Consider the following 25,361-nt stretch of genomic DNA (forward strand, 5'->3'; position numbering starts at 1 on the left):
TTAGAAAAGAAAAAACCACCAAAATTGGTGGTTTAATTCTTTTTCTTAGACTTGTTAAAACAAGCGTTCTTATTATTATGGGAAGATTGTTGTTCTTATTGTTATAAGATTTTTATTATTGTTTTTGTTAACGCGGGGTAAGTTATACCAAGCTTTTTTGTATGTTGCAAATTTATTAATAGAAAGTTTTAAATTTATTTTGTTTTCGCTCAAAAAACGCACATTAGGCTTAGGTTGGCTGAAAAAACATGATCTATATCTAGCCTTGATTATCTATCCATAGTGAGACGCGCAATATGGTGATACAATCTGCTCAATTTCATTCAGTTCTAGGATTCTATACGCATGAGCGAATTAAAAAACGATCGTTATTTACGTGCACTACAAAAGCAACCTGTTGATGTCACACCGGTATGGATGATGCGCCAAGCTGGCCGTTATTTACCTGAATACCGTGCTACACGTGCCCAAGCAGGCGACTTTATGAGTTTATGTAAAAACGCTGAACTTGCTTGTGAAGTAACGTTACAGCCATTACGTCGTTATCCGCTTGATGCTGCAATTCTATTCAGTGATATTTTAACTATTCCTGATGCTATGGGCTTAGGTCTTTACTTCGAAACAGGTGAAGGTCCGAAATTTGAACGTCCGATTTCTTCATTAGCAGATGTTAAAAAAATCCCAAATATCGATCCAACTGATGAGCTTGGTTATGTGATGAATGCGGTAAGTACGATTCGTCGCGAATTAAAAGGTGAAGTACCGCTAATTGGTTTCTCTGGTTCACCTTGGACACTTGCTACTTACATGGTTGAAGGTGGTAGCAGCAAAACATTCGGTAAAATCAAGAAAATGGCCTTCGCAGAGCCACAAACACTGCACCTATTACTTGATAAATTAGCTGACTCAGTAATCGACTATTTAAACGCGCAAGTTAAAGCGGGCGCGCAATCGTTAATGGTATTTGACTCATGGGGCGGTGTATTAAGCCCACGTGACTACAATGAGTTTTCATTACAATACATGCACAAGATTGTTGATGGCTTAATTCGCGAACATGATGGCCGCAAAGTACCAGTGACGTTATTTACTAAAAATGGTGGTCAGTGGATTGAAGCAATTGCAGCAACTGGCTGTGATGCAGTAGGTCTAGACTGGACTATTAACATCGGTGATGCAAAACGTCGTGTTGGCGATAAAGTAGCGCTGCAAGGCAACATGGACCCAGCAATGTTACATGGTACGCCTGAGCGCATTCGCCAAGAAGTTGCCACTATCCTAGAAGACTTTGGTACAGGTTCTGGCCATGTATTTAACCTAGGTCACGGTATTACACCAGATGTAGACCCAGAAAATGCAGGTGTATTTATCAACGCCGTTCATGAATTCAGTGGTAAATACCACAAATAAGCAAAAGCTAATCGTAAAAAAGCCCGCATTAAGCGGGCTTTTTGTTGTAATTTACTTCGTTACTTAAACAAACGGTTTAAACCATTTAATGCAGCTACGCGATAGGCTTCTGCCATGGTCGGGTAGTTGAACGTGGTATTTACAAAGTAATCAATGTTATTACCGCCGTTCTTTTGTTCCATAATAGCTTGACCGATGTGAACGATTTCAGAGGCACGCTCACCGAAGCAGTGCACACCCAGTACTTCTTTGGTATCAACGTGGAATAAAATCTTTAAGCTACCCACCTCGGTGCCAGCAATTTGTGCACGCGCTAAATGTTTAAATTGAGCACGGCCTACCTCGTAAGGGACTTTTGCAGCTGTTAACTCTTGCTCTGTTTTACCCACTGAGCTCATTTCAGGAATTGTATAAATACCTGCTGGAATATCAATGATCAGCTTCTCATCGCAATTACCACATGCAATCGCATCGGCTGCAATACGGCCTTGGTCAAACGCCGCACTGGCAAGGCTTGGGTAACCTATTACATCGCCCACAGCATAAATGTTGTCGACTTCTGTTTGGTATGTTTCATTCACTTTAAGCTGGCCACGACCATCTGCTTTTAAGCCTACAGCTTCAAGGTTTAATGTGTCTGTGTTACCCGTACGACCATTGGCAAATAAAATACAGTCAGCTTTAACACGCTTGCCAGATTTTAAGTGCATTACCACACAATCATCGCGAGTTTCTACGCGATCAAACTCTTCATTATGACGAATAACAATGCCGCTATTCCAAAAGTGATAGCTCAGAGCATCTGAAATTTCTGCATCCATAAAGGCAAGTAGGCGGTCACGGGTATTCACTAGGTCAACCTTGGCGCCTAAACCTTTAAAAATAGAGGCATACTCACAACCAATTACACCTGCACCATAAATCAGCACACGATGAGGGTCATCTTCAAGGCCTAAAATGGTATCGCTGTCGTAAATACGTGGATGTTTAAAGTCTACACCCGGTGGACGGTAAGGGCGCGAGCCAGTAGCAATAACGATTGTTTGTGCAGTAAGCGTTTCAAACGAACCGTCTAGGTGTGTCACTTTGATAGTGTGTTTATCAATAAACTCAGCATCACCTTGATACATATGAATGCGGTTACGTTCATAAAAGCTGCTGCGTAAATTAGATTGCTTTGAAATGACGTTACTTGCGTGACGCAAAATATCTGGGAAAGTTAAGCGGTTAGGGCGCTCACTAATATTAAATAGCGGGTTTGCTTTATATTCAATATAACGACTTACAGAGTGACGTAATGCTTTTGACGGGATAGTACCCCAGTGCACACAACCGCCACCTACTGCTTCTTGACGCTCAATAACAGCGACTTTTTTGTTACTTTTAGATAGGTTCATGGCGGTACCTTCACCGCCAGGACCTGTACCTATGATGATCGCATCATATTGATAAGATGGAGTATCTTTTTGCTTTACTTGTTGTTTGGCCACAGCCGCTCCTATGTTAACTAAAAGAGGCTTTTAACAACCTCGCATTTAGTGCAAGCCAAGCCTGCTTTTGGTTTTCCCAAGCGGCTTCAAGCTCGTGATATTGTGTCATTAATGCTGATTTTTCACACTGTTTCATCATTTTATTACGTTTGATTTCTAACACGCGTTTTTGCAAGGCACAGAAGTGTTGCAGTTTTTTCAGCAGTAAATCGTACTCAGATTGTAATAATGTAAGCTTATCTTGCGCTAAAGGCAATTTTGCAAGGCGACCTTGAGTCTTATTCATCAAGGTTTCTGCTTTGGCTTTTTCGATTCGCTCAATCGGTGTGCGCTTTAATTTTGAAGCAAGACCGATTGCAGCTAGAGAGCGGATTATCCACTTAGTTGGATCATAGTGATACCACTTAATGCCATTGCGATAGTCGCTAGCAAAAATGTGATGGAAGTTATGATAGCCTTCACCGTATGTGAATAGCGCTAAAAAGCCATTATCACGGGCGGTGTTTTTTTCTGTGTACGGACGTGAACCCCAAATATGCGCCAGCGAGTTGATAAAAAAGGTAAAATGTTGGCTCAATACTAAGCGTAGTAAACCAACCAGTAATAACATGCCCCATACATCGCCAAGCATTAAACCAAGTAGTAAAGGAATACCAAAATTAGTCGCGACGACTAACTTCATATAGTGACGGTGTTGCCACATAACGACTTTGTTTTTTTGTAAGTCACGACAGTTACTGTAGTTACCGTATTGCTCGCCTTGATAATCGCGCAGCATCCAACCGATGTGGCTATACCAAAAGCCATTAGTAGCGGCGTAAGGGTCTTTGATTGGATCATCAACTTGACCATGGTGAATACGGTGATCGCTACTCCAGTGCAAGGCGCTATTTTGTAATGCAAAAGCACCACCTAAGGCAAAAATCACTTCAATAACAGGATGCACATCATAGGCTTTGTGTGCCCATAAACGGTGATAACCTGCAGTAATAGAAAGTCCGGCGTAGAACATACAGCCAACAAAGGCTATCCACTGTGTACTGGTGTATCCGTAGCTAAAGCCATACCAAGGAACAAGGGTGATCGCGGCCAAAAATGTAAGGCTAAAAAATAGCACATTGGTCCAAATAATCGGTGGTTTTTTCATCTGAATAAATCTCGGCGTACAGTTGTACGCTAAAATAGTGTTTCATTCTCTCCGCGTCAAGTATTAGACTAGCTCATTAACCGAAAAATCATTAAAAGTTCACGCTGGGAGTTTCCATGTCGGGTGTTAGAGCGCAACAGAAACAAAAAACACGACAAGCACTAATCGAGGCCGCATTCAATCAATTGAGTGCCGATCATAGTTTTTCTAATTTAAGCTTACGTGAAGTTGCCCGTGAAGCAGGGATTGCACCCACCTCTTTTTATCGCCACTTTAAAGACATGAATGAGCTCGGTTTGACCATGGTTGATGAAGCTGGTTTAACACTTCGCCAGCTTATGCGCCAAGCGCGTCGCCGTATTGAGAGTGGTGGTAGTGTGATCACGACATCAATCGTTACCTTTATGGAGTTTATCGATAACTCGAGCAACCAATTTAGATTGTTATTGCGTGAGCGCTCAGGAACTTCAAAAGCATTTCGTGCCGCGGTTGCTCGTGAAATTAAACATTTCATTTTAGAGCTTGCGCATTACCTTGAAAGCGAAACACCATGCGACCCAACTCATGCATACATTCAAGCCGAAGCCATGGTGACTTTAGTATTTAATGCCGGTGCCGAAGCCCTCGATATTGAAGGGACACAACGCGAAGAGCTGGTTGAACGTTTAATCTGGCAATTACGTTATATTGCTCGCGGTGCCACTTTATACGTGCGTGATAGTAAAGGTAGTGTAGAAAAAACAGCCTAAAGCATGGTGGATTTTTGTTCCCATTTTGTGTATCTTTTTTTGTTTAAATTAGTGACTGAATTCTAAATAGTCAGTTACGCCACAAAATGAATAAATAGCGAGGACGCACATGCTCACCAAGGATCCGGTGAATAATACTCATGGCCATTTTTTAGAACAGAGTGAAGAAACAACGGTAAAAAATAGCCCAAGCTTTCGAGAGCTGAGCCGCAGTTTGTTGTACTCGTTACCGAAAAGTGTGCAAAAGAAAATTCAAGATAACCTGCTTGGCGTATTAGATGCTTATCAGGTCTCACAATTTCGAGATGATAAACGCTGCCAGTTTTGGATTAACCAAAATGGTTGGAAGCGCGTTCCTTACAGTCAGTTTCGCCATATCTACAGTCGAATTGCGCTATACCCAAAAAGCGCTGCTATTTCAAAGATCCATAGCTCAGAGGCTGGTAGCAATGCCACATCAGTTGATATGAGAGATCAACAAGCTAGGCTATTACAAAGCAATGGCAACGAAGGACAACCCAACAGGATAGAGCAACACATAATTTATACTCGTCGTGTTATCTATAGAGCTGCGAATTCTCACAATTAACTATATCGGCCACTGAGTTAAATATTTTCTTTACGTTTTCTAGTTACAGATTGCTCGATCATTATTTTATTTATCATGTTTAACACGCTGGGTTGGTATTTTTATTTGTTTTATTTTGCATTGTTGGTTAAAAAAATCTTTTAAAGGCGTTTACTTATCGGTTTTGTGGAAAAATTATGCTTGCAAGCGGGTTTTTTGAATGTTAAAAATACAGCCACTGAACACACATTTAGTAAATTAAGATGCAAATTACACATTCAATTACATTAAAACTAAACCTCTTACTGCTTAAATCAGTGAGCGGGGCTTAGTGTATTTGCATTTGTAGAACATTAAAAAACCCCGCAACCGCGGGGTTTTTTTTATCTCGCTAATGGGTCATTGGGAACGAGGACAGTTTATGAAAGATAAGGTTTGGATTTTTGACACAACGTTACGTGATGGTGAGCAAGCATTAAAAGCAAGCCTAACCGAAGACGACAAAATTCAACTTGCGCATACCATTAGCCGCTTAAATGTGGATGTAATGGAAGTGGGTTTTCCGGTATCTAGCCCGGCAGATTTTCGCTCTGTACAGCGCATTGCGACTGAAGTGAAAGGGCCGATTATTTGTGGCTTAGCACGTGCTGTAGCAAAAGATATTGAAGCATGTGGTGAAGCACTTCGCCCAGCAGAGCAGGGCCGTATTCATACATTTATTGCAACCAGTCCATTACACCTTGAGCACAAATTACGTATGAGCTTAGACGATGCAACGGCAATGGCTGTTAAGTCGATTAAACTTGCGCGTAACTACACGGATGACGTTGAGTTTTCGTGTGAAGATGCAGGTCGTACACCGCATTGGGATTTATGCCGTATCGTTGAAAGTGCTATTGATGCGGGTGCATCAACTATCAACTTACCTGACACCGTAGGCTATGTAACGCCAGACGAATACGCTGCGATGATCCACCACTTAATGAACAATGTGCCAAATATCGACAAGGCGCGTTTAAGCGTGCATTGCCATAACGATTTAGGTTTAGCGGTTGCTAACTCAATCGCTGCAGTACAAGCCGGTGCTCGCCAAATCGAATGTACAATAAATGGTATTGGTGAGCGTGCAGGTAACTGCTCGCTTGAAGAAGTGGCGATGATCATGAAGATGCGTGAAGACCACTTAAAAGTGCATACCGATATTCGCAGTGAAGAGATTTACCGTGCTTCGCGCCAAATAGCGAAGATTTGTAATATGCCAGTGCAACCAAACAAAGCAATTGTTGGTGAAAACGCTTTTGCACACAGCTCAGGGATCCACCAAGACGGCGTATTAAAAGCACAAAACACTTACGAAATTATGTCGCCAGAAAGTGTTGGTGTACCAAATAACCAATTAAACATGACTTCGCGTTCAGGTCGTCATGTTATTGAGCATCGTTTAGAAGAGTTAGGCTATCAAAAATCTGATTACGATATGGATAGCTTATACACCAGCTTCTTAGCATTAGCAGACCAAAAAGGCACTGTGTATGACTATGACTTAGAAGCGATGATTTACTTTAATCAAATCAAAGATAAAGACGAAAAGTACCAGCTTGAGTTTGTTAACTCTACGTCTAACTCACAATCAGTGGCGAGTTCAACAATCGGCATGACAATTGATGGTGAGTCTAAGCAAGAGGCAGCAACGGGTAACGGCCCTGTCGAAGCATCATTCTTAGCAATTGAGCGCTTAACGGGTATGTCGGTTGAGATGATTGAATATAACCTAGAAGCAACAGGCCAAGGCGCCAGCTCGCTAGGACAAGTGAATATTATCGCTAAATACGATGGTCGCCCATATCACGGCGCGGGCATTGCAGCGGATGTGGTTGAAGCGTCGGTACGCGCTATGATCCGCGTTTATAACTTAATTTATCGTGCACAAAAAGTGTCTGATTTAAAACAACAGAGGAAAGCAGGATGAGTCAATCGAATTACAGTATCGCAGTATTAGCAGGCGACGGGATTGGTCCAGAAGTTATGGCAGCAGCAGAAACCGTCTTGGATGCTGTAAGCGAAAAATTTGGTTTTACTTTGACTCGTCATCATCACGCGATTGGTGGTGCTGCTATTGATGAGTTTGGCCAGGCACTGCCGCAAAGCACACTGAGTGCCTGCGAAAATGCCGATGCGATTTTATTTGGCTCGGTAGGTGGTCCTAAGTGGGAAAACTTACCACCGAATGAGCAACCTGAGCGAGCTTCACTGTTGCCACTGCGTAAGCATTTTGGTTTGTTCTGTAATTTACGCCCAGCACAATTATTACCAGCACTAAGTGCTGCATCACCACTACGTGCAGATATCAGTGCACAAGGCTTTGATATCTTATGTGTGCGCGAGCTAACCGGTGGTATTTATTTCGGTGAAAAAGGCCGCAGTGGCGAAGGTGAGCAAGAAGCTGCTTTCGATACCCAAACATATTCACGTAAAGAAATTGAGCGCATCGCACGCTTTGCCTTTGAAGCCGCTAAGCTGCGTAGTAATCATGTTACTTCGGTTGATAAAGCGAATGTATTAGCGACCAGCGTACTTTGGCGTGAAGTGGTCTCTGAAGTGAGCAAAGACTACCCAGAGGTAAGCCTTGACTACATTTATGTTGATAACGCGGCAATGCAGTTAGTTAAGCAGCCAAGTCAGTTTGATGTATTACTTTGCGATAACTTATTTGGTGACATTTTGTCTGATGAGTGCGCGATGATCACAGGCTCTATGGGCTTATTACCATCAGCGAGTTTAAATCAGTCTGGCTTTGGTTTGTATGAGCCAGCTGGTGGCTCAGCACCAGATATCGCTGGCAAAGGGGTTGCAAACCCAATCGCGCAAATTTTAAGTGCTGCGCTTATGTTGCGTTACTCACTAGGGCAAGATGAAGCGGCTCGTACGATTGAAAAAGCGGTGGCAGAAGCGGTTGAAGCCGGTGTTGGTACGCCAGATATCTACCCAAATGCAGGGTATACCACCAGTGATGTTGCTGCGGCAATTGTGGCACGTATTTAATTAAAAATTGTTTGCGCTGAGCTCGTCACTCAGCGTAACTAAAATGAGGGAATAGCAAGTGGCCCAAACCTTATACGATAAAATTTGGCAAGCTCATGTAGTCGCCAGCATAAATGATCAAACTGATTTACTTTATATCGACCGTCACCTAGTTCATGAAGTTACATCGCCGCAAGCCTTTGCTGGTTTACGTGAGAAAAACCGCAAAGTACGTTGCCCAGAAAAAACCTTTGCGACCATGGACCATAACGTTTCAACAAAAAGCCGTTCATTAGATGCTGCGAGTGAAGTGTCGAAAAATCAATTAATGGCACTGGATGCAAACTGTAAAGAGTTTGGTATTCAACTTTATGATTTAAATTCGATTAATCAAGGTATTGTGCATGTAATGGGGCCTGAGCAGGGCATTACCTTACCGGGCACAACCATAGTGTGTGGTGACAGCCATACCTCTACCCACGGTGCATTTGGAGCACTAGCGCACGGTATCGGTACTTCAGAAGTTGAGCATGTTCTAGCCACTCAAACACTGCAGCAGAAAAAAGCCAAGTCATTAAAAATTCAAATAAATGGTCGCCTTCGCCCAACTGTTACTGCCAAAGATTTAATCATGGCGGTGATTGGTAAATTAGGCACTGCGGGTGGTACTGGCTATGTTGCTGAATTTTGTGGCGAAGGAATCGAAGCGCTGTCTATGGAAGCGCGCATGACGCTTTGTAATATGAGTATTGAAATGGGTGCAAAAGCGGGGTTAATCGCACCAGATCAAACAACTTATGATTATTTAAAAGGTCGCCCATTTGCACCACAAGGTGCTGACTTTGATAGTGCCGTTGCCTATTGGCAAACACTAAAAACAGATGAAGGCGCAGAGTTTGATCATGTTGTTGAATTAGAGGCCGCTGATATTCAACCGCAAATTACTTGGGGTACCAGCCCTGAGCAAGTGATTGGCGTAGATGAATTCATTCCTGATCCTGAGCAAGAGCCAGATCTAATCAAGGCTGATGCAATCCGCAGCGCACTAAAGTATATGGGTTTAAAAGCCGGTGATAAATTGTCTTCTGCGACTGTTGATACCGTGTTTATTGGCTCATGTACAAATAGCCGAATTGAAGATTTACGTGCTGCCGCGCAAATTGTTGAAGGTAAGCAGGTTGCAGCGGGTGTTGAAGCGCTGATTGTTCCTGGTTCTGGCCTTGTAAAAAAACAAGCTGAAGACGAAGGCCTTGCAGATATCTTCAAAGCAGCTGGCTTTGAATGGCGTGAACCAGGTTGTTCAATGTGCTTAGCAATGAATGACGACAGATTAGAAGCCGGTAAACGCTGTGCGTCGACCTCAAATCGCAACTTTGAAGGTCGCCAAGGTCGCGGTGGCCGCACTCACTTAGTGAGCCCAGCAATGGCTGCGGCAGCGGCAATTCATGGTCGTTTTGTTGATATCAGAGGAGAAGCCTAATGAGCGTATTTTTTAGTGGCTTAATGGCCCCGTTAGATAAAAACAATGTTGATACTGACCAAATTATTCCAAAGCAGTTTTTAACTTCGACCAGCCGTGATGGCTTTGATGCGGCGCTTTTCTACGATTGGCGTTATTTAGATAACGGCGAGCCAAACCCTGAGTTTATTTTGAACCGCCCTTGTTACCAAGGTGCGCAAATTCTTTTAACTCGCGATAATTTTGGTTGTGGTTCATCGCGTGAGCATGCGCCATGGGCATTAAAGCAATATGGTTTTGAAGTTATTTTAGCGGAAAGCTTTGCCGATATTTTCTTTAATAACTGCGGCAATAACCAAATGCTTGCTATCGCATTACCAGCAGAAACACTTGAGCAATTATTTGTGCTGAGTGAACAGCATGATGATATTCATATCGAAGTTGATTTAGAAAACCAACAACTTCGTAGCGATAAGTTTGACACTATTCACTTTGATATTCGCCATGACATTAAAGAGCGTTTATTAAGTGGCTTAGACTTTATCGGTGTGACTGAAACACTTAACAGCCAAATTGATGCCTTTGAGCAGCAACTTGCAGCAGAACGCCCTTGGCAATAACCTGGTTTTTCCATGTGAACCTAAACGCGGCCAAGGCCGCGTTTTTATTTGTTTCTAAAAAAGAAAGTTGCTAATTTGGTTGGTAAAATAACGAAAACAACAAATAACTATGTGGCCTCTTTCTCCTAAATCTATCGGCATCTTGATGGGGGGGCTTTATGGCATCAGCATGCGCATCTTTCTTGAAGTTAGCGAAACGTTTAATTTCGGTAGCCTCGTTACTATTTCGTTTATGTTTTTAGTGCCTGTGGCTATTGGGTTTATACGGGTACATTTTGAATATAATCAACTGTCGCCGATGACATATGGAAGAATGGCGGTAGTCGCTTGGCAGCCGATTTTTGTGTTCTTATTTGTCAGCGTAGTAACTCTTTTAGAAGGAAGTATCTGCGTTGCAATGGCCCTCCCTGCATTTATGGTCTTTGCTAGTATTGGCGGTATGTTAGCAGGGCTATGCCACCGCCTTTGGGTAAAGAAAAGCAACAAAGCGGTGATGTCGGTAGCTTTGTTGCCGTTGATCCTTTCTCCTTTAGAGCTCAACTTTTTACACTTATCGAAAACTTACGAAGTTAAAAATACAATTGTTATCAATGCGCCTGTTGATGTTGTGTGGCAACAATTAGCTAATGTTAGCCAAATTCATGAGGGCGAATATCCAAGTTCATTTTCGCAATTAATTGGTATTCCTAGGCCAATTCAAGCTGATATGAGTGGTGATGGGGTAGGTGCAATTAGAACCAGCCAGTGGCAGAAAAATGTTGTATTTAAAGAGGTAATAACCGAGTGGCTGCCGAATGAGAAAATGCTATATAACTTTGAGATTGACCCTGAGTTAATTCCTGATCATGCACTTGATCAGCATGTGAAATTAGGTGGTGAATATTTTTCGCCGCTACATGGCGGTTATGAGTTAGTTACAAGTGGTAATAATCAAACGCTGTTAAGCCTTAAAACGACGGTACTTGATAACACTAACTTTGGCATTTATTCACGAGTCTGGGGGGAAGTGATCTTTCAGGATTTTCACCGAGCACTTCTCAAGCTAATGAAAGATCGCGCTGAAAATGACAACAAATTAGTTGCAAAAACAGGATGACCACTCGCTGTCTAGCAGCTTATCGTAATTGTTTTCTTTATGGCCTTTAAACCATTAGCCTAGGCTGAAATTTTATTTAGGGAACACACCATGAAATACTTAGTAGCATCGATGCTCGTGGCAGCGTCATCAGTAGCGGCTGCACGACCTGCACCATTAGTGTCAATTCCAAGCCATGATGGCTTTTTTGATAATATTGCTGCCCATTGCGGTAAAGCTTACGAAGGTAAAGTGAGCGTTGATAACGCTGCTGGTCCAAGCTCATTTGCGGGCAAAAAGTTAGTAATGCATGTACGTCGTTGTAACGAGCGTGAGTTACAAGTGCCATTTCATGTAGGTGATGATGCATCTCGTACTTGGATCATCACAAAAACGGGCAGTGGTTTGAGTTTAAAGCATGACCATCGTCATAAAGATGGCAGCGATGATAAATCAACCATGTATGGTGGGCATACTCTTGATGCGGGTTTTGCTAACGCGCAGTCGTTCCCGGCTGATCAGTATTCAAAAGAGTTGTTTGTGAGCCAAGGTATTCCGCAATCAATGGGTAACACGTGGCAAATGTATATTTACCCTAAGCAATTTACCTATCGCTTAGTGCGTGAAGGGCGTGAATTTCGTGTTGATTTTGACTTAACTAAACCTATCACGCCGCCAAGCGCGCCGTGGGGATATGAAGACTAGTGCTATTTAGCTTCGTCTTCACACTGTAAAACAACCGTTAAAGGTGGCTGATAGGCGCGTGGTTTAGTTGGAAAACGTTCATACTCCTGCACCCCATCAGTCACTCTTAGCATAAATGGTTTGTCTCTACATAAGCGACTTGCATGGCGCAGTAAGAATACGCTTTGATTGCGAAAGTGCTTATAGTCGTCAGACTGAATTTCGAGGTGATAGCGGCCGTCGGCCAATTTAGTTTGGTAGTAATGGACTTTTTCGTCGAAGTCATAGAGCTTTTCGGTTTCGCCTTTTGCTGCCTGCGCATTACTGCACCCCGCTAACATTAAAACGGCGCTGATTAATAGTGCTTGTGTACTTCTCACTTCACTCATAAACACTTAACTCCATGTGATTAATACCTTGTTTCATTGAGATGTTGAACCTGAGTTAGCATCCATAGTCAAACTAAGGTAACGTTACGTCTTACATGTAGTCTAACACCCAAAAAGGGAAAATGTGATGCTCAATAAAATAAAACAGCTGTTTTCAGCGCTGAATGATACCCAATCTAACATTGCTGAGCATGACCTAAAAACCGCCGTTGCTGCGTTATTAATTGAGGTTATGCGTGCAGATAATGAGTTACAAGATGATGAGCAACAGACCCTGAATGAGACCTTAAAGAAGTATTTCTCGCTTAACGAGGAAGAGGTTCAAGAGTTAGTTGCAAGTGCATCGCAAAGCTTAGATGATGCAATAGATTATTTTCAGTTCTCAAAACAAGTTAATGCCCAGTGCAGTGCCGAGCAGCGTATTGAAATCATCGAGCTGTTGTGGCGTTTAGCCTATGCAGATGGCAATTTAGATAAGCATGAAGAAATGGTTATTCGCCGCGTCGCAAGCTTGCTGTATGTAACTCATGAAGACTTTATCGCTGCTAAGCTAGCAGCGACAAAGCTAAGCTAGGGCGTGTTGACCTTTGTGGATTAAAATTTGTTCACTCTAGGGGCGATTTTATCGCGGCGCGAGATTTGTAACCTAGTGGGCTAAGTAAAAATCGAGCAACAAAGAGTTAATCGTCCCTAGGAAGAACCCGAAGGGCAGCGCGTGTTTGGCATTGATACTGCGTTATCGCCTATTTATGTGGAACAACCACACTACATAGGCTCTGCCTTGCCTAAATACCAAACACACTGCTGAAAAATTAATCATAAAAGGTCAACACGCCCTTATATTACTTATTTAATTTGCTCGCTACGCTCACAAGTTGCTGGGCAAGGCTGGCAACTTGCTCGGCTGTATCAGCATCGCTGATGCGGCCTTGCTCATCTAATTTAGTGTGGATAGCAGGTACTGCGAGTTGATCTGCAAGTACTAAACTACCAATACCTGATAAAATATCACGCACGTGATTTAAACCACGTAAACCACCTAAACCACCCGGTGAAGATGCATAAAGTGCAGTCACTTTATTACGAAATGCAGGCACTGCGCCTTGCTCTGTACGAGAAGCCCAATCGATTGCGTTTTTAAGTGGCGCTGTAATTGAGCCATTATATTCTGGGCTTGCTAATAAAATGCCATCAGCAGCGCGAAGCTTATCTTTTAATAATTGTGCGCCAGCAGGCGTACCTTGTGCTTCAATATCTTCATCAAATAATGGTAAGTCTAAATCACTTAATTTAATCACTTCTACTTCAGCACCACTTTCGAGGGCGAAGCGTGCAGCTTCATTAATCAGTTTTTGATTAAAGCTGTCTTTACGTAGGCTGCCTGCTAGGGCAATAATTTTTGGTGCTGTCATGATGGCTTCCTTTTTTAAGCTTCACTATTGATATGCTCGCTGTTGATATACTCACTGTAGCAAAAAACAGCTTGCAGAAAAGCCAAATAAACGCAAAACTTATGTGCGTATATGCACACAAGGAGCCGTTATGGCGATTCAATTTGATGATTGGCAAGATGTAAAAGTCGCTTATGAGGTGGCAAGGCTCGGCACGTTAACCGCTGCTGCCGAATCGTTAGGTGTTCACCACAGCACAGTGCTTAGAAGAATCAATAATTTAGAAGATAACCTTGATGCGCGGTTATTCCACCGCCATGCCCGTGGCTATACAGTGACAGAAATCGGCGCTAAGTTGTTTGCGACTGCAAAATCGATTAACGCTGAACTTGAAAAACTTCACAACGATATTATTGCCGCTGATAGCCAACTGCGAGGCAGTTTATTATTAACTACGGTTAGTGGTTTTATTGATGTGCTTAGTGATGTCTGTGAGCAGTTTCAAAGTCTGCACCCGCAAGTGCAACTCGAAGTTATTCTTGATCAAAACCGTTTACGCCTTGATCACGGTCAGGCGCACATTGCTGTGCGAGCGGGTCCTCGGCCTGATGAAGGCGACTATATTGCCCAGCATTTAGCTGAACTTTCGTCAGGGTTTTATGCCTCTAAAAGTTATATTGAAAAGTATGGCATGCCAAAGAATATTGAGCAGTTGCAACAACATAGTTTTGTTTCTGGGGTGGCTGGGTATAACGGTAAAGTGCCTTATTTTGCATGGGTTGATCAACATATTGAACCTTCGCAAATTAAGTTACGGGTGTCTGAAACATCAGAAGCTACACGGGCGATTGTTAGAGGCTTAGGAATTGGTGGTTTACAGCATGAAGTGGCAAGCCAATACCCTGATCTGCTGCCAGTGCTTCCTAAAGAGCTAAACTGGCCAACGGATCTTTGGCTGGTAACGCATCACTTGGTGCATCGCACAGCCAAAGTCCAAGCATTTAGTCAGCTTTTAAAAGCCTATTTTAAAGATTTAAAAGCTTAAACAGACTTTTTAACGCTAATGCCTAGCCGTTTGGCTAGACGCACAAGGTTGGCTCTATCAACACTTAAGCTACGTGCTGTGGCAGCCCAGTTTAGGTTATGTAGTTCAAGCTGTTGCATAATCAATTGATAACTAAAAGCGTCAGTTGCCTCTTTCAGCGATAAGCGAGTGGCTTTTTGTTCGTTAACTGCAACAGGGCTTGGTGCGGCAACGGCGGTTTTAGCAATATCACAATGCTCAGGCTCGATTGTGACAATGCTTTGTTGCCATTGCTGTTGTTTGGCTTTGAGTGCTGCGCGACTGATCACATGTTCAAGCTCTCTCACATTGCCTGGCCAATCATATTGACGCAGTAGTAACTGTGTATCGCTACTAAGCTTAAGTTGTTTAATTGCCAATTTTTTAGATGTTTGCTCAATAAAAAAGCCTGCCAATAAAATAACATCGTTATCGCGCTCTTTTAGTGGTGCAACATACAATGGGTAAACGCTTAAGCGGTGATAAAGGTCTGCACGAAAGCGCCCCGCAGCGACTTCTTGTTTTAAATCGCGGTTGGTTGCTGCAATCACTCTGACATCAACATAACGGCTTTGATCTTCCCCGACGGTTTGTACTTCACCACTTTGTAATACGCGTAATAACTTACTTTGCATAGCAAGCGGAAGCTCGCCGATTTCATCTAAAAACAGGGTACCACCATCGGCGAGTTGAAACTTACCCTGGCGAGCAGTATGTGCGCCAGTAAATGCGCCTTTACTGTGACCAAAAAACTCACTTTCGGCTAAGTTCTCTGGTAACGATGCGCAGTTTAAGTGGATCAACGGCATGTCACGGCGTTTTGAGTTTAAATGGATATTGCGCGCAACGAGTTCTTTACCTACGCCTGTATCACCTTGTATTAATACACTAAATTCTGAGGCAGCTACGAGCTGGATATCATTTTTAAGGGTCTGCATTACTTGGCTATTACCAATAATTTCGACACCTTCTCGTGTTAGTGCCTCAAGGTTAAGCTGCTGCGCAACTTGATGGTTGTGCTGTGCGTGCTGCATAAAATGCTGCAAGGTTAAGGCATGCTCAACATAACCTGCGGCTAGCTGTTTTAGTTGATTGAGCTCGTTCATTGCTAAAGCGTCAAAGGCATGTTCATCTAAACTATCAAAGGTCAAAACACCCAATAGTTCGTTATTGTCTTTGCTGCTCAGCAGCGGCACACCCATGCAGGCATGAACAGGAAAGTCTCCATGCTGGCTTTGTAATAAACCATCGTAGGGGTCGGGTAGGCCACAATCTTTGGCAAATTTTAGCGGTTCACTGCCACGGCATATTTCAAATAAGCGCGGATGCTCCGCTATTTTAAAGCGTCTTCCTAACGTATCGTCCGACAACCCATGAAGGGCTACGGGCTTTAACACATCGCCTTGTTTCAATAATAAGGCAACTGCATCACATTCAAGCCAATCATTAATGCAACTCAACAGATAACTGAAATTATGATCAACACTGCTTGCTTTGGTAAGTGCAAGTGCAACATCAAGAAGGGATTTTTTGAACGTCATGTCAATTTGACCTGAATATGTTTTATTGATGTTTTTAATGGTGTGTCATTTTGACTTATTTATCAAGCGTCCAAATTTAATACATTGATATTTAATGACTTTTGTTTTTGGCTCGAACTGTGCAATAGCTAGGGAAATTAAACGCTGAGAGCACTAATGAAAGTCATTAATTTAACTGAACCTATGCCAACTAAGATCAAATTTTATCAACTCAGCCAGTGGCCGTTATGGGCATTAGCATTTCGGCCTTTTTTCTTGGCGGCAGGTGCCTTAGCTGTGTTTGCAATGAGTTACTGGTTTTTAATCTTGGCGGGTTATGCACAGTGGCATCTAACAATGCCCGCAACGCTTTGGCATGCTCACGAAATGCTGTTTGGCTTTGCAGGCGTGGTTGCCATGGGCTTTTTGCTAACCGCCGCACAAACATGGACAGGTGTGGCGAGTGTAAGTGGTATTAAGCTTTGTTTGCTGAGCATGGTTTGGCTTGCTGCAAGGCTTAGTTTTTTTATTGAGATTGCAGGGTTCGAGCAGCTAAACCTTTATATTGTTAGTGCGCTACAACTCGTTTGGTGGCTAGCTGGAATTATTATTCTAGCTGACATGCTGATACAGGCAAAAAGCAGCCATAACTACTTATTTGTTGTCATCGCATCTTTGCTCTGTGCGCTCAATGTGATTTTTTTGAGCTTAGTTGTACTCAATAAAATGTCGCTGGCACTGGGGGTTGTTGATACCGCTGTACTTATCATGACACTGCTAGTTGGTGTTGTGGCTGGGCGAGTTGTGCCATTTTTTACCGCACGCGGCCTTAACCTAAGTGAACAAGTTAGAACCCCCAAGCTCGATAATTTAGTCGTATTTAGCTCATTTTTCGCCATTGCGTGGTTTTTTATGAGTCAGCTATTTTTTAGCGCAATGAGCACTGGTTGGGTTTTTGCTTGGCTTGCTTGTTTACATTCAGCCCGGTGTGTTTTGTGGTGGCATAAAGGCATTCTAAAAGTGCCTTTGCTATGGTCATTACATGTGGCTTATTGGGCTTTATCGGTTGGTTTAATACTCGTCGCGCTGAGCTATTTCAGCCCTATTATCTTATTCAAAGATGCGCTTCATCTGATCACTGTTGGCACCATAGGTGTGATGATCATCGCCATGATGGTACGTGTCTCTCATGGTCACACTGGGCGCGCATTACAAGCCCCTGCGTACATTAGTTTGGCATTTGTACTCATTGTGATAGCTGCCATTGTACGTTCGTTACTTCCTGTTTATTTAGGTCATCACCTTGCATGGCAGTTAAGTGCGTTGCTGTGGGTTGCTGGCTTTAGCTTATTTTTATTTCATTGTGCGCCCATCTTAGTGAATCGTCGTGTTGATGGTCGCCGCGGTTAATCTCTCCAATAGGAAAAACTATGTTATCTGAAAAAACGATCCAGATTGTTAAAAGTACTTTGCCGTTGCTTGCACAAGCAGGCCCTCAAGTGACTGAGTATTTTTATGATCGTATGTTTAGCTACAACCCTGAGCTTAAAAATATTTTTAACATGACACATCAGCAATCGGGCTCTCAGCAATTTGCGCTGTTTAATGCCTTAGCTGCCTATGCGGCAAATATTGATAACTTGGCAGTGTTAAAAGGTGCGCTTGCGCGCATTAATCATAAACACACCAGTTACCATATTTTGCCAGAGCATTATCCTATTGTAGGTGGACACTTAATTGCGACTTTAAAAGAGTTATTGCCAGAACAATTTACCCCTGAGGTTGAGTATGCATGGCGTGAAGCCTATTCATTATTAGCGGATGTATGTATCAACGAGGAGATGTCGCTATATCAAAAAACCAAAAAGGCGCCGGGAGGATGGTTTGGTACCCGTACTTTCACTATTACAGAAAAACGTATGGAGTCATCGCAAATTTGTAGTTTCACCTTAACGCCTGTCGATACAAAGCCTGTAGTGGCGTATTTACCGGGCCAATATTTAGGGATTAAAGTAACGCCTGCAAACAGTGATTTAACGCAAGTTAGGCAATACTCTTTATCGCAGCAAAGTAATGGTCGTAATTACCGAATTAGCGTGAAAAAAGAAGGCTTAGTATCTAACTACCTACATAGCTTAACTGAGGGGGATGAGGTAGAAATTTACCCACCCGCAGGCGACTTTGTGCTTCGCGAAATTGACTCGCCTGTTGTATTGATCTCAGCGGGAGTTGGTCAAACCCCTATGATGGCGATGCTCGAAACACTATTAAGTAATCAACCTAATCAGCCAATTCATTACCTGCATGCTTGCGACAGTGAGACGCAGTTTGCCTTTAAAGAGTATTTATTTAAGCAACAGCAAGCGCACGCTTCATTATATTGTGTTACCTGGTTTAAAGATGGCAAGAGGGGCGATTTTGCGGGCTTAATGGATGTAAACCACATCGCTGACAGCTTACCAATAAGCAAAGGTGACTTTTACCTGTGTGGCCCAATCGCATTTATGGCAATGATAAAAGAGCAACTACTAGGTATTGGGGTTGCAAGTGAACGCATTCATTATGAGGTGTTTGGCCCTCATCAAAGCCTATGATGTAAAAGGCGCAGCTGAAGCTGCGCCTTTTTGTTAGTTAACTTCGCACTCTACATTAGGAAGTGGAATACGGAGCTCTTTTTTGGGGTAGTAAAGCAGGCATTGCTCGCCCGCCTTTTGCAACACAAACTTCTCAGAGGGAATTGAATGGGCACCCATAATTGGCAGGCCATCAGGCCCTTTGTTGGTGCCGTGGTCAATCAGCAACTCTGCGCTTTTAGTAAACACATCATCGGCTAAGGTGACCAGTGCACCGCCTTTAGCTGATTGAATAGCCTGCTGTATATCAGTAATCACTCCCGGGTTTACCCGAACAAGCGTGGCATCTTGCGGTTGCTCCGCTTGAGTACTTTTACAGCCAGCTATGCTTGCCAGTAAGGTGCAGGTTATTAACAGTGCTTTATTCATTATCACCTTCCTTAGCTGGTAGCGGACGGGTTAAATCCATATTATTTTTGTAAAGTGTAGTATTGGCTTTTAGCGCAATACCAGCTTCATCAGCAGCATAAGATGAGGTTGTCGCTTGCTTAGCTGTGACACTTTGCGTTACCACTGGGCAACTATCATTCTCAATATGATAAAGCGCTGCACTCAGAAGTGTTTCATCACTATCACCTAACTGGTGGTTAAAGTCGTCATCGAGTTTACAGCCTTTTACATCTGCATCGAATTGCGGTGAAGGAGTTGGTACTAAGCCGTCAGAGTATTCGCCAAAGCCTTTGTAATTCACACCCGTTAGCTGAATGGTGTAGTAAGTGGTTGCACAGTTATGCGTTGGGGTAAAACCATATGGTTTACCGCAGGTTTTACCACCTATTAAAACAACTTCAGTATCTATGCCTTTTAAGCCATTGATAAGTGCTTCTGATGCTGAACACGTATTATCAGTGCTGAGTACATAGACTTTCGATAAATTTAAGTCAGGGAGAATGTTACCTGTTCCCTCGAAAGTAGAATAATCGACTTCAATATCAATAAACGGGTATGGGTCGCTCTCGGGCTGCTTGTCATTTTCAATGACTTGATAGTAAAAATAGTCACTCGTATTGGCTGGACCTGCAATCATATAGGCAAGTTGTGAAGAAAGCGCTAATAAACCACCGCCATTGTATCTAAGGTCGATCACAAGCTCGTCGATATTGTCGGTTTTGAACTTATTCACAGCACTTATCAGCTCAGGCTGAGCAATACTTATATGGCTGTTAAACTGCATGTAGCCAACTTTAGTGCCATCTCCTGTGGTAATAGTATCGACATTTTGTACAGGTGTTTGGGTTATATTACCTGCGACTAGAGTAAACGATTTTTCGGTGCCATCATTACTGCGTACAACAAAATTGTGCGAGTCGCCAGCTGTCGGCCCAAATAGCGCTTCATTTAGAATATCTACGCCTTGTTGAGTATTAGTATCAATGCTGACGTCGTCGACCATTAAAATAGTATCACCGCGTTGTAAGCCTGCATTTGCAGCTGGTGAGTCACTCTCTAAATAGGCTACACGTAACTCTCGTGGCGGAACATTACTGATAAATGCCCAGTTAATTCCATAGCCAGAAACGACCCCAGATTGAGCCTCTTGAAAATACTCATCTGTCGGCCTGCTGAAATGGAATTGATCTTTATAAGCACCAGAGTCTGTTTTTTCGAAGGTTTTTAATTGATCAAAATAAGCGGCGACAGAGCTGAAGTTATCTGGGTCATTGTCTTCTATTTCATCGTACCAAAGATAGGTTTCGTCACTCCATGAACGAAGCCACATCTTCTCAGTAAACTCAGAGCCTGCTGTATCTGGGTAAGGTTGATTATCGTTATATGGATCATTGCCAGTTCGTGGTACAGCGCATTGATCTTTAAATTCGCTTGATGGCTCAAAGACACCAGCCGTCCAAGTGGGTTCAGAAGTTGTTGGTGGTGGATTTGTGGTATCGGTATTGCTCGATGAGCCACCACCGCCGCAGCCAGATAAAGACATGCCTGAAGCCGCTAAGAAGACAGCTAAAGCGAGTTTGTTATTTTTAAACATGGTGCTTCCTTTCTTATATAAATTGTTTAAAAACTAACAATTACTTAATCTGAAAGCAATAAATTATAGTGTCTAAAATGTAAACGAATGTGCTGCTAGTTATAAAGACTTTCGATTGCTAATTTCAGCTATTTCAAGCTTTTGCCACGATTCAAATAATTTACGTTGTTTATCAGATATTTTTAAGCCATAGGTTTTTTGCATATAAAAATAGGTATCGGCTATTTGCTTTCTTGCATAAATGGGTGGCTCAAATACGCGTTGCTTAAAATCGACTTTTACAGGGCATGCTCCGTAACTTGCACTTGATGTTGACACCATGCCGTAGCGAAAGTTTGAACGGTCAGCATTGATCTCGCCTATAGCAGGTGCAAGGTTATTAATGTCGGCTTCCATTTGACGGAATTTCGCACTGACCTTTTTACAGTTTTTGCGACCGCCATCCTGCCAGCATTGTAATTGATGACCAAACTCCCAGGCAGGCACAATGTGCTCCCACTCTATTCTTTTTGCGCGAGCATTCTCTTTTCCTGAACGGGTGACAGAGTTTCTAGGAATATAACCACACGCATCAGGGTCTGGCACAAGTTTTTTACCTTGGCGCTTGATATCGCAACCACAATATAAGCTTTTACTATTGCTTGGTAGATTCTTAATTAAATGCTTTTTGGCACTGTAAAAGCTCGAAAACTCTTTAGCGGATATAGGAAAAGTGAAAATAAAACAAAGGGCTAAGTATAGAAATAAACGCATATCCATCACATCAGTGAACTACAGGAACAGCTATTCTAGAGCGACTATTCTAAAAAGGAAAAGTTTTTCAACTCAGCTATAGTTGTTAGGCCGTTTTTATTAAAGGAATTACAACCATGTTATTAGGTGCTTTTTCTGTAAGTCTAAATGTAAAAGATATTCGTGCTTCAAAGCAGTTTTATGAAAAGCTAGGTTTCAAAGAGTTTGCTGGGGAGATAGAACAGCATTGGCTAATAATGAAAAACGGTGAACATTTAATTGGTTTGTTTCAAGGTATGTTTGATAAAACCATGCTGACCTTTAATCCTGGGTGGGATCAAAATGCTGAAGCTTTGGATGAATTTGCAACCTTTGAGCAATTAGCTGCACAATTTCAGCAACAAGGATTAGAAATACAAAAGGCCGGTGACGCGAGTTTTATTATCACCGACCCAGATGGCAATCCTATTTTGATTGACCAACACGTGTAGCTGGCTTTTTACGTTTAATTCGAACGTTTTGTAGTAACAAGAGAACTCCTGTAATACAAAATAGTACGCTAGTGGCTGAGAAGCTGATGAGTAGTGGATTGTTAAAGTTCTCACGCTCATCATAATCCATAATGTGTAGCATCCAGAAAAAGTCGAAAATGCGCCACAGGGTGCTGCGCACAGTTATAACTTTACCGGTTTGGCTATCTAAATATAAGGTTGTTGTTAACCAATCATCGAAGCTAATTTGCCAAACATTGGCTTTGTGACCGACTTCTCTAGGCCCTTTTGTTAATAACTGCGCTTGCGTTATTTTTGCGTCAATAAGCAGGTGAGCTTGCGCATTTTCAATGATTTGCGCTTTACTCGGTGCAGGCATTTTAGCACCTGTTCTGCCATCAAAAATAAACGTACCGCTAGAGGATGTAACTTCTATAATCGGGGTATTTAAAAAATGGCTATATTTAATACCCTCGATTTGCTCGTTGCTCGATTTGCTCGATTTGCTCGATTTGCTCGATTTGCTCGAATTGCGCTGTTATTTTATCAATTGAAGCGGGGTAGTCCGACAATAAAAATGGACTACTTAAACTGCGATTAGCCAGATGCTTACCATGCACTTTTTCAAGTGGTAATGAGCTCATCACAAGCCCACCTAAAAGCCAAAAAAAGATCTGCAAAGCAAGTAAGTAGCCAAGCCATTTATGCCCTTTACGAGCATACTTAAACAGGCGTTTATTCATTATTACCCCGTTATTATTGTTATGTGGGCGCTATTTTAGGTTGTTTAGCTAGATTGCCAATGCGGCATAATGTCGCATTAACTGTATTCTAGATTTGGTATATATACAAAACTGAGTTAAAGTTTCAGTCGATATAAATAGAGGGTAAAAACGAGAGTATGTCGGAAATTCAATTTTTAAATGTAGATCTGGAGCTTGAATCAAAGCACGATATTAGTGCGCTTGTTGCTGATTTGAAGAAAAACGCCATGGTTTTACATTATGACCAAGATGAATACCGCCAACTAGCACGTATTGAAGCAACCGCAGATATCAGCTCTCCTGATAAAGCAATTAACCAGCTTTGCGAGCTTATTGAGTCTTGCTCGCGCAATGCATTAAAACAGTGGTTATCGTGCTCAAAGCGTACATTTGATATAGGCTTTGAATCAGGTAATTCGCCTAAATGCTTTAACCAACCCCTGCATGCCGATACCTTGTTACGTATCTCTGCAATTGGCGCAGGGATTGAAATTACTATTTATCCTGTCGAAAAATAGCCTGAATTTATCGCTCTACAACAGCTGCGGTCATTCTTGATACGCAGCAAAGCTCTCCTGCGGCATTGGTAATTTTAATATCCCAAACAGAAGTTCGCTTACCTAAATGCAGCGGTCTAGCAGTTGCTGTTAACGTTCCTTTGCGTGACGCTTTCATGTGGTTGGCATTAATTTCTTGGCCAACAGCATAAAACTTATTGAAATCAACCACGAAATTGGCTGCATAGCTTGCCACTGTCTCTGCTAATACAACGTTTGCTCCGCCATGGACCATGCCCATAGGGTTATGATGCTCAGGAATAGCAGGCATGGTTGCCATTAAATAATCATCGCCAATTTCAGTTACCTCAATGCCCATAGTTTTCATTAAAGTGCCTTGACCGGTAATCCCTTGTTCAAGCTCTTTGCAAAGCTCTAACGTGATTGGTTGGTGCCAAATACTCATTGTGTTTCCTTAGCCTGCTAATTAAAGCTAATACCTTATGGCATCTTTCGGTGTGGTTCAATGTTAGTTTTGTAGCAATATGATGGGGTTAATTTAAATTTGCGATTTTCAAATAACTGTATATACTCACAGTTAAATGTACTGTATGGAAAACCAGTTGTATGCGCCCATTAACTAAACGCCAATCGCAAATTTTAGAACTAATTAAAGTCTTTATTAAAGATACAGGCATGCCACCTACGCGTGCTGAAATAGCTCAAACATTGGGTTTTAAAAGTGCCAATGCTGCTGAAGAACACCTAAAAGCACTGGCAAAAAAAGGCATGATCAAAATGAAGCCTGGGGCGAGTCGCGGTATTCAGTTAATTGAAGAAGATGAGCCAGAGCAGTTAGGCTTACCTTTAATTGGCCGTGTTGCAGCTGGTGAACCTATTTTGGCTCAAGAGCATGTTGAAAGTCACTGCCAAGTTGATCCTTCATTATTTAAACCTGCTGCTGATTTCTTACTGCGTGTAAATGGTATGAGTATGAAAGACATTGGTATTATGGATGGCGATTTGCTTGCAGTACACAGAACACAAGTTGCTGAAAACGGGCAAGTAGTTGTAGCTCGAGTCGATGAAGATGTAACAGTTAAGCGTCTAGAAAAAGCGGGTCGCAAAGTACTTTTACACGCTGAGAACGAAGAGTTTTCGCCTATTGAGGTTGATCTTGAGCATGAGTCGTTCAACATCGAGGGGTTAGCGGTAGGTGTTATTCGTAACGCTGACTGGATGTAAGCGTTCCCAATTTGGTGCATCAAATTGACTCAATTTGGTGCGCCGCTGAAATTTTACTACTTAATTAGGATTTGTGAATCCTTACTCTTCATTTAAAGCCTTATATGGCGCAGTTTTCCTCTCTTTTTATATTTCGTTCTTACTCCTAAACATTAAATAACGCGCTGATTATAGTTGTTATTTCTGCACCAAAATAAACATTTATTATCATTAAAACTTGCTTATTGGTCATTTTTTAACTAATTGGTTAATACACTGTATTAACACCTAATTAATAAAAAGACACAAAAATGTGCGAGGTGTTAGTCAAGGGGTCGGTATCATAAGTGGGTCAAAATGATACGTAGTCGCTCTGAACAATAAGAAAAACGAATGGGCACCTTGTTGTATCGCCTTTTCGCTTTGCGTCTTGCAATAGCATCTAAAGGA

At 42.3% G+C, this 25,361-nt stretch carries 27 protein-coding genes; 16 read left to right on the top strand and 11 right to left on the bottom strand.

Going from position 1 to position 25,361, the window contains the following annotated elements; genetic code table 11:
- Positions 1-345: 345 nt before the first annotated feature.
- On the top strand, positions 346-1,410 hold the full coding sequence (gene hemE / locus AN213_RS10460; RefSeq protein ID WP_054562901.1) for a uroporphyrinogen decarboxylase: 1,065 nt from the start codon (positions 346-348) through the stop codon (positions 1,408-1,410).
- 59 nt (positions 1,411-1,469) lie between these two features.
- Here hemE and sthA read toward each other — a convergent pair whose 3' ends face one another.
- Both sthA and AN213_RS10470 read right to left on the bottom strand, forming a co-directional pair.
- On the bottom strand, positions 1,470-2,900 hold the full coding sequence (sthA, locus tag AN213_RS10465) for a Si-specific NAD(P)(+) transhydrogenase (RefSeq protein WP_054562900.1): 1,431 nt from the start codon (positions 2,898-2,900) through the stop codon (positions 1,470-1,472).
- Positions 2,901-2,913: 13 nt separating this feature from the next.
- Entirely contained in the window at positions 2,914-4,047 is a 1,134-nt protein-coding gene (locus tag AN213_RS10470; protein WP_054562899.1) for a fatty acid desaturase, read from the bottom strand.
- Positions 4,048-4,163: 116 nt separating this feature from the next.
- On the opposite strand from AN213_RS10470, the gene fabR reads away from it, so the two are divergent.
- The 8 genes from fabR to AN213_RS10510 all read left to right on the top strand — a co-directional run bounded on the left by fabR (position 4,164) and on the right by AN213_RS10510 (position 12,244).
- Positions 4,164-4,796, top strand: a complete 633-nt coding sequence (gene fabR, locus AN213_RS10475) for an HTH-type transcriptional repressor FabR (RefSeq protein ID WP_055198593.1) — start codon at positions 4,164-4,166, stop codon at positions 4,794-4,796.
- 109 nt (positions 4,797-4,905) lie between these two features.
- Positions 4,906-5,385, top strand: coding sequence for a hypothetical protein (locus AN213_RS10480; RefSeq protein ID WP_150114712.1), 480 nt, complete (start codon positions 4,906-4,908; stop codon positions 5,383-5,385).
- Between the two features lie 400 nt (positions 5,386-5,785).
- Positions 5,786-7,333, top strand: a complete 1,548-nt coding sequence (gene leuA / locus AN213_RS10485; RefSeq protein WP_055198595.1) for a 2-isopropylmalate synthase — start codon at positions 5,786-5,788, stop codon at positions 7,331-7,333.
- The gene (leuB, locus tag AN213_RS10490) at positions 7,330-8,406 is read left to right on the top strand and encodes a 3-isopropylmalate dehydrogenase (protein WP_054554475.1); all 1,077 of its coding nucleotides are present in this window, start codon (positions 7,330-7,332) and stop codon (positions 8,404-8,406) included. The genes leuA and leuB overlap by 4 nt, the downstream gene beginning before the upstream one ends.
- 58 nt (positions 8,407-8,464) lie before the next feature.
- The gene (leuC, locus tag AN213_RS10495) at positions 8,465-9,865 is read left to right on the top strand and encodes a 3-isopropylmalate dehydratase large subunit (protein WP_054554474.1); all 1,401 of its coding nucleotides are present in this window, start codon (positions 8,465-8,467) and stop codon (positions 9,863-9,865) included.
- Entirely contained in the window at positions 9,865-10,464 is a 600-nt protein-coding gene (gene leuD / locus AN213_RS10500; protein ID WP_054562894.1) for a 3-isopropylmalate dehydratase small subunit, read from the top strand. Before leuC ends, leuD begins: the two co-directional genes overlap by 1 nt.
- 169 nt (positions 10,465-10,633) lie before the next feature.
- Positions 10,634-11,560, top strand: a complete 927-nt coding sequence (locus tag AN213_RS10505; RefSeq protein WP_330218864.1) for a hypothetical protein — start codon at positions 10,634-10,636, stop codon at positions 11,558-11,560.
- A gap of 90 nt (positions 11,561-11,650) precedes the next feature.
- The gene (locus AN213_RS10510) at positions 11,651-12,244 is read left to right on the top strand and encodes a hypothetical protein (protein ID WP_054562892.1); all 594 of its coding nucleotides are present in this window, start codon (positions 11,651-11,653) and stop codon (positions 12,242-12,244) included.
- A gap of 2 nt (positions 12,245-12,246) precedes the next feature.
- On the opposite strand, the gene AN213_RS10515 is transcribed toward AN213_RS10510, so the two are convergent.
- The gene (locus AN213_RS10515; RefSeq protein ID WP_055198597.1) at positions 12,247-12,612 is read right to left on the bottom strand and encodes a hypothetical protein; all 366 of its coding nucleotides are present in this window, start codon (positions 12,610-12,612) and stop codon (positions 12,247-12,249) included.
- Between the two features lie 127 nt (positions 12,613-12,739).
- On the opposite strand from AN213_RS10515, the gene AN213_RS10520 reads away from it, so the two are divergent.
- The gene (locus AN213_RS10520) at positions 12,740-13,186 is read left to right on the top strand and encodes a TerB family tellurite resistance protein (protein WP_055198598.1); all 447 of its coding nucleotides are present in this window, start codon (positions 12,740-12,742) and stop codon (positions 13,184-13,186) included.
- Between the two features lie 268 nt (positions 13,187-13,454).
- On the opposite strand, the gene AN213_RS10525 is transcribed toward AN213_RS10520, so the two are convergent.
- Complete coding sequence (locus AN213_RS10525) at positions 13,455-14,024, bottom strand: NADPH-dependent FMN reductase (RefSeq protein ID WP_054562889.1); 570 nt, start codon at positions 14,022-14,024, stop codon at positions 13,455-13,457.
- A gap of 130 nt (positions 14,025-14,154) precedes the next feature.
- On the opposite strand from AN213_RS10525, the gene AN213_RS10530 reads away from it, so the two are divergent.
- Positions 14,155-15,048, top strand: coding sequence for a LysR family transcriptional regulator (locus AN213_RS10530; protein ID WP_054562888.1), 894 nt, complete (start codon positions 14,155-14,157; stop codon positions 15,046-15,048).
- Here AN213_RS10530 and norR read toward each other — a convergent pair.
- On the bottom strand, positions 15,045-16,607 hold the full coding sequence (gene norR / locus AN213_RS10535; protein ID WP_054562887.1) for a nitric oxide reductase transcriptional regulator NorR: 1,563 nt from the start codon (positions 16,605-16,607) through the stop codon (positions 15,045-15,047). The genes AN213_RS10530 and norR overlap by 4 nt on opposite strands.
- Before the next feature lie 156 nt (positions 16,608-16,763).
- Between norR and AN213_RS10540 the strand changes: the two genes are divergently transcribed.
- Complete coding sequence (locus AN213_RS10540) at positions 16,764-17,996, top strand: NnrS family protein (protein ID WP_055198599.1); 1,233 nt, start codon at positions 16,764-16,766, stop codon at positions 17,994-17,996.
- Positions 17,997-18,016: 20 nt separating this feature from the next.
- On the top strand, positions 18,017-19,180 hold the full coding sequence (hmpA, locus tag AN213_RS10545) for an NO-inducible flavohemoprotein (protein WP_055198600.1): 1,164 nt from the start codon (positions 18,017-18,019) through the stop codon (positions 19,178-19,180).
- A gap of 33 nt (positions 19,181-19,213) precedes the next feature.
- Here hmpA and AN213_RS10550 read toward each other — a convergent pair whose 3' ends face one another.
- The 3 genes from AN213_RS10550 to AN213_RS10560 form a co-directional block, all read right to left on the bottom strand.
- A complete protein-coding gene (locus tag AN213_RS10550; RefSeq protein ID WP_055198601.1) occupies positions 19,214-19,588 on the bottom strand; it encodes a hypothetical protein in 375 nt (124 codons plus the stop codon).
- Positions 19,581-21,203: a S41 family peptidase gene (locus AN213_RS10555; protein ID WP_055198602.1), complete on the bottom strand. Its 1,623-nt coding sequence runs from the start codon at positions 21,201-21,203 to the stop codon at positions 19,581-19,583. The genes AN213_RS10550 and AN213_RS10555 overlap by 8 nt, the downstream gene beginning before the upstream one ends.
- 99 nt (positions 21,204-21,302) lie before the next feature.
- Positions 21,303-21,956, bottom strand: coding sequence for an endonuclease (locus AN213_RS10560; protein ID WP_095209743.1), 654 nt, complete (start codon positions 21,954-21,956; stop codon positions 21,303-21,305).
- Positions 21,957-22,072: 116 nt separating this feature from the next.
- Here AN213_RS10560 and AN213_RS10565 point away from each other — a divergent pair, with 116 nt between their 5' ends.
- Positions 22,073-22,426: a VOC family protein gene (locus tag AN213_RS10565; RefSeq protein ID WP_054562881.1), complete on the top strand. Its 354-nt coding sequence runs from the start codon at positions 22,073-22,075 to the stop codon at positions 22,424-22,426.
- On the opposite strand, the gene AN213_RS20560 is transcribed toward AN213_RS10565, so the two are convergent.
- Together AN213_RS20560 and AN213_RS20565 are read right to left on the bottom strand one after the other, a co-directional pair.
- Positions 22,401-22,805, bottom strand: coding sequence for a hypothetical protein (locus AN213_RS20560; protein WP_408002932.1), 405 nt, complete (start codon positions 22,803-22,805; stop codon positions 22,401-22,403). The two genes, AN213_RS10565 and AN213_RS20560, sit on opposite strands and share 26 nt — an antisense overlap.
- An 85-nt stretch (positions 22,806-22,890) precedes the next feature.
- Positions 22,891-23,169, bottom strand: coding sequence for a hypothetical protein (locus AN213_RS20565; RefSeq protein ID WP_408002933.1), 279 nt, complete (start codon positions 23,167-23,169; stop codon positions 22,891-22,893).
- Between the two features lie 158 nt (positions 23,170-23,327).
- Between AN213_RS20565 and AN213_RS10575 the strand changes: the two genes are divergently transcribed.
- Positions 23,328-23,708 (top strand): hypothetical protein, encoded by a 381-nt coding sequence (locus tag AN213_RS10575; RefSeq protein ID WP_054554459.1) that lies wholly within the window; start codon positions 23,328-23,330, stop codon positions 23,706-23,708.
- 7 nt (positions 23,709-23,715) lie between these two features.
- Here AN213_RS10575 and AN213_RS10580 read toward each other — a convergent pair whose 3' ends face one another.
- On the bottom strand, positions 23,716-24,153 hold the full coding sequence (locus tag AN213_RS10580) for a PaaI family thioesterase (protein ID WP_054562879.1): 438 nt from the start codon (positions 24,151-24,153) through the stop codon (positions 23,716-23,718).
- A 161-nt stretch (positions 24,154-24,314) separates the two neighbouring features.
- Between AN213_RS10580 and lexA the strand changes: the two genes are divergently transcribed.
- Positions 24,315-24,932: a transcriptional repressor LexA gene (lexA, locus tag AN213_RS10585; protein ID WP_054554457.1), complete on the top strand. Its 618-nt coding sequence runs from the start codon at positions 24,315-24,317 to the stop codon at positions 24,930-24,932.
- The last annotated feature ends 429 nt before the right edge of the window (positions 24,933-25,361 follow it).

Origin of the sequence: Pseudoalteromonas sp. P1-8 (assembly GCF_001399985.1) — a bacterium.
Lineage (GTDB): Bacteria > Pseudomonadota > Gammaproteobacteria > Enterobacterales > Alteromonadaceae > Pseudoalteromonas.

Bases quoted from the DNA above. Each gene is read 5' to 3' on its own strand.
- AN213_RS10560 (WP_095209743.1), bottom strand. From the start codon at position 21,956: ATGCGTTTATTTCTATACTTAGCCCTTTGTTTTATTTTCACTTTTCCT.
- AN213_RS20560 (WP_408002932.1), bottom strand. From the start codon at position 22,805: ATGCCTGCACCGAGTAAAGCGCAAATCATTGAAAATGCGCAAGCTCAC.
- AN213_RS10530 (WP_054562888.1), top strand. From the start codon at position 14,155: ATGGCGATTCAATTTGATGATTGGCAAGATGTAAAAGTCGCTTATGAG.
- leuB (WP_054554475.1), top strand. From the start codon at position 7,330: ATGAGTCAATCGAATTACAGTATCGCAGTATTAGCAGGCGACGGGATT.
- leuA (WP_055198595.1), top strand. From the start codon at position 5,786: ATGAAAGATAAGGTTTGGATTTTTGACACAACGTTACGTGATGGTGAG.
- AN213_RS10575 (WP_054554459.1), top strand. From the start codon at position 23,328: ATGTCGGAAATTCAATTTTTAAATGTAGATCTGGAGCTTGAATCAAAG.
- AN213_RS10540 (WP_055198599.1), top strand. From the start codon at position 16,764: ATGAAAGTCATTAATTTAACTGAACCTATGCCAACTAAGATCAAATTT.
- hmpA (WP_055198600.1), top strand. From the start codon at position 18,017: ATGTTATCTGAAAAAACGATCCAGATTGTTAAAAGTACTTTGCCGTTG.
- AN213_RS10565 (WP_054562881.1), top strand. From the start codon at position 22,073: ATGTTATTAGGTGCTTTTTCTGTAAGTCTAAATGTAAAAGATATTCGT.
- AN213_RS10505 (WP_330218864.1), top strand. From the start codon at position 10,634: ATGCGCATCTTTCTTGAAGTTAGCGAAACGTTTAATTTCGGTAGCCTC.
- AN213_RS10525 (WP_054562889.1), bottom strand. From the start codon at position 14,024: ATGACAGCACCAAAAATTATTGCCCTAGCAGGCAGCCTACGTAAAGAC.
- AN213_RS10515 (WP_055198597.1), bottom strand. From the start codon at position 12,612: ATGAGTGAAGTGAGAAGTACACAAGCACTATTAATCAGCGCCGTTTTA.
- AN213_RS10520 (WP_055198598.1), top strand. From the start codon at position 12,740: ATGCTCAATAAAATAAAACAGCTGTTTTCAGCGCTGAATGATACCCAA.
- fabR (WP_055198593.1), top strand. From the start codon at position 4,164: ATGTCGGGTGTTAGAGCGCAACAGAAACAAAAAACACGACAAGCACTA.
- AN213_RS10550 (WP_055198601.1), bottom strand. From the start codon at position 19,588: ATGAATAAAGCACTGTTAATAACCTGCACCTTACTGGCAAGCATAGCT.
- AN213_RS10580 (WP_054562879.1), bottom strand. From the start codon at position 24,153: ATGAGTATTTGGCACCAACCAATCACGTTAGAGCTTTGCAAAGAGCTT.
- leuD (WP_054562894.1), top strand. From the start codon at position 9,865: ATGAGCGTATTTTTTAGTGGCTTAATGGCCCCGTTAGATAAAAACAAT.
- AN213_RS20565 (WP_408002933.1), bottom strand. From the start codon at position 23,169: ATGAATAAACGCCTGTTTAAGTATGCTCGTAAAGGGCATAAATGGCTT.
- lexA (WP_054554457.1), top strand. From the start codon at position 24,315: ATGCGCCCATTAACTAAACGCCAATCGCAAATTTTAGAACTAATTAAA.
- AN213_RS10510 (WP_054562892.1), top strand. From the start codon at position 11,651: ATGAAATACTTAGTAGCATCGATGCTCGTGGCAGCGTCATCAGTAGCG.
- hemE (WP_054562901.1), top strand. From the start codon at position 346: ATGAGCGAATTAAAAAACGATCGTTATTTACGTGCACTACAAAAGCAA.
- AN213_RS10470 (WP_054562899.1), bottom strand. From the start codon at position 4,047: ATGAAAAAACCACCGATTATTTGGACCAATGTGCTATTTTTTAGCCTT.
- norR (WP_054562887.1), bottom strand. From the start codon at position 16,607: ATGACGTTCAAAAAATCCCTTCTTGATGTTGCACTTGCACTTACCAAA.
- AN213_RS10555 (WP_055198602.1), bottom strand. From the start codon at position 21,203: ATGTTTAAAAATAACAAACTCGCTTTAGCTGTCTTCTTAGCGGCTTCA.
- AN213_RS10480 (WP_150114712.1), top strand. From the start codon at position 4,906: ATGCTCACCAAGGATCCGGTGAATAATACTCATGGCCATTTTTTAGAA.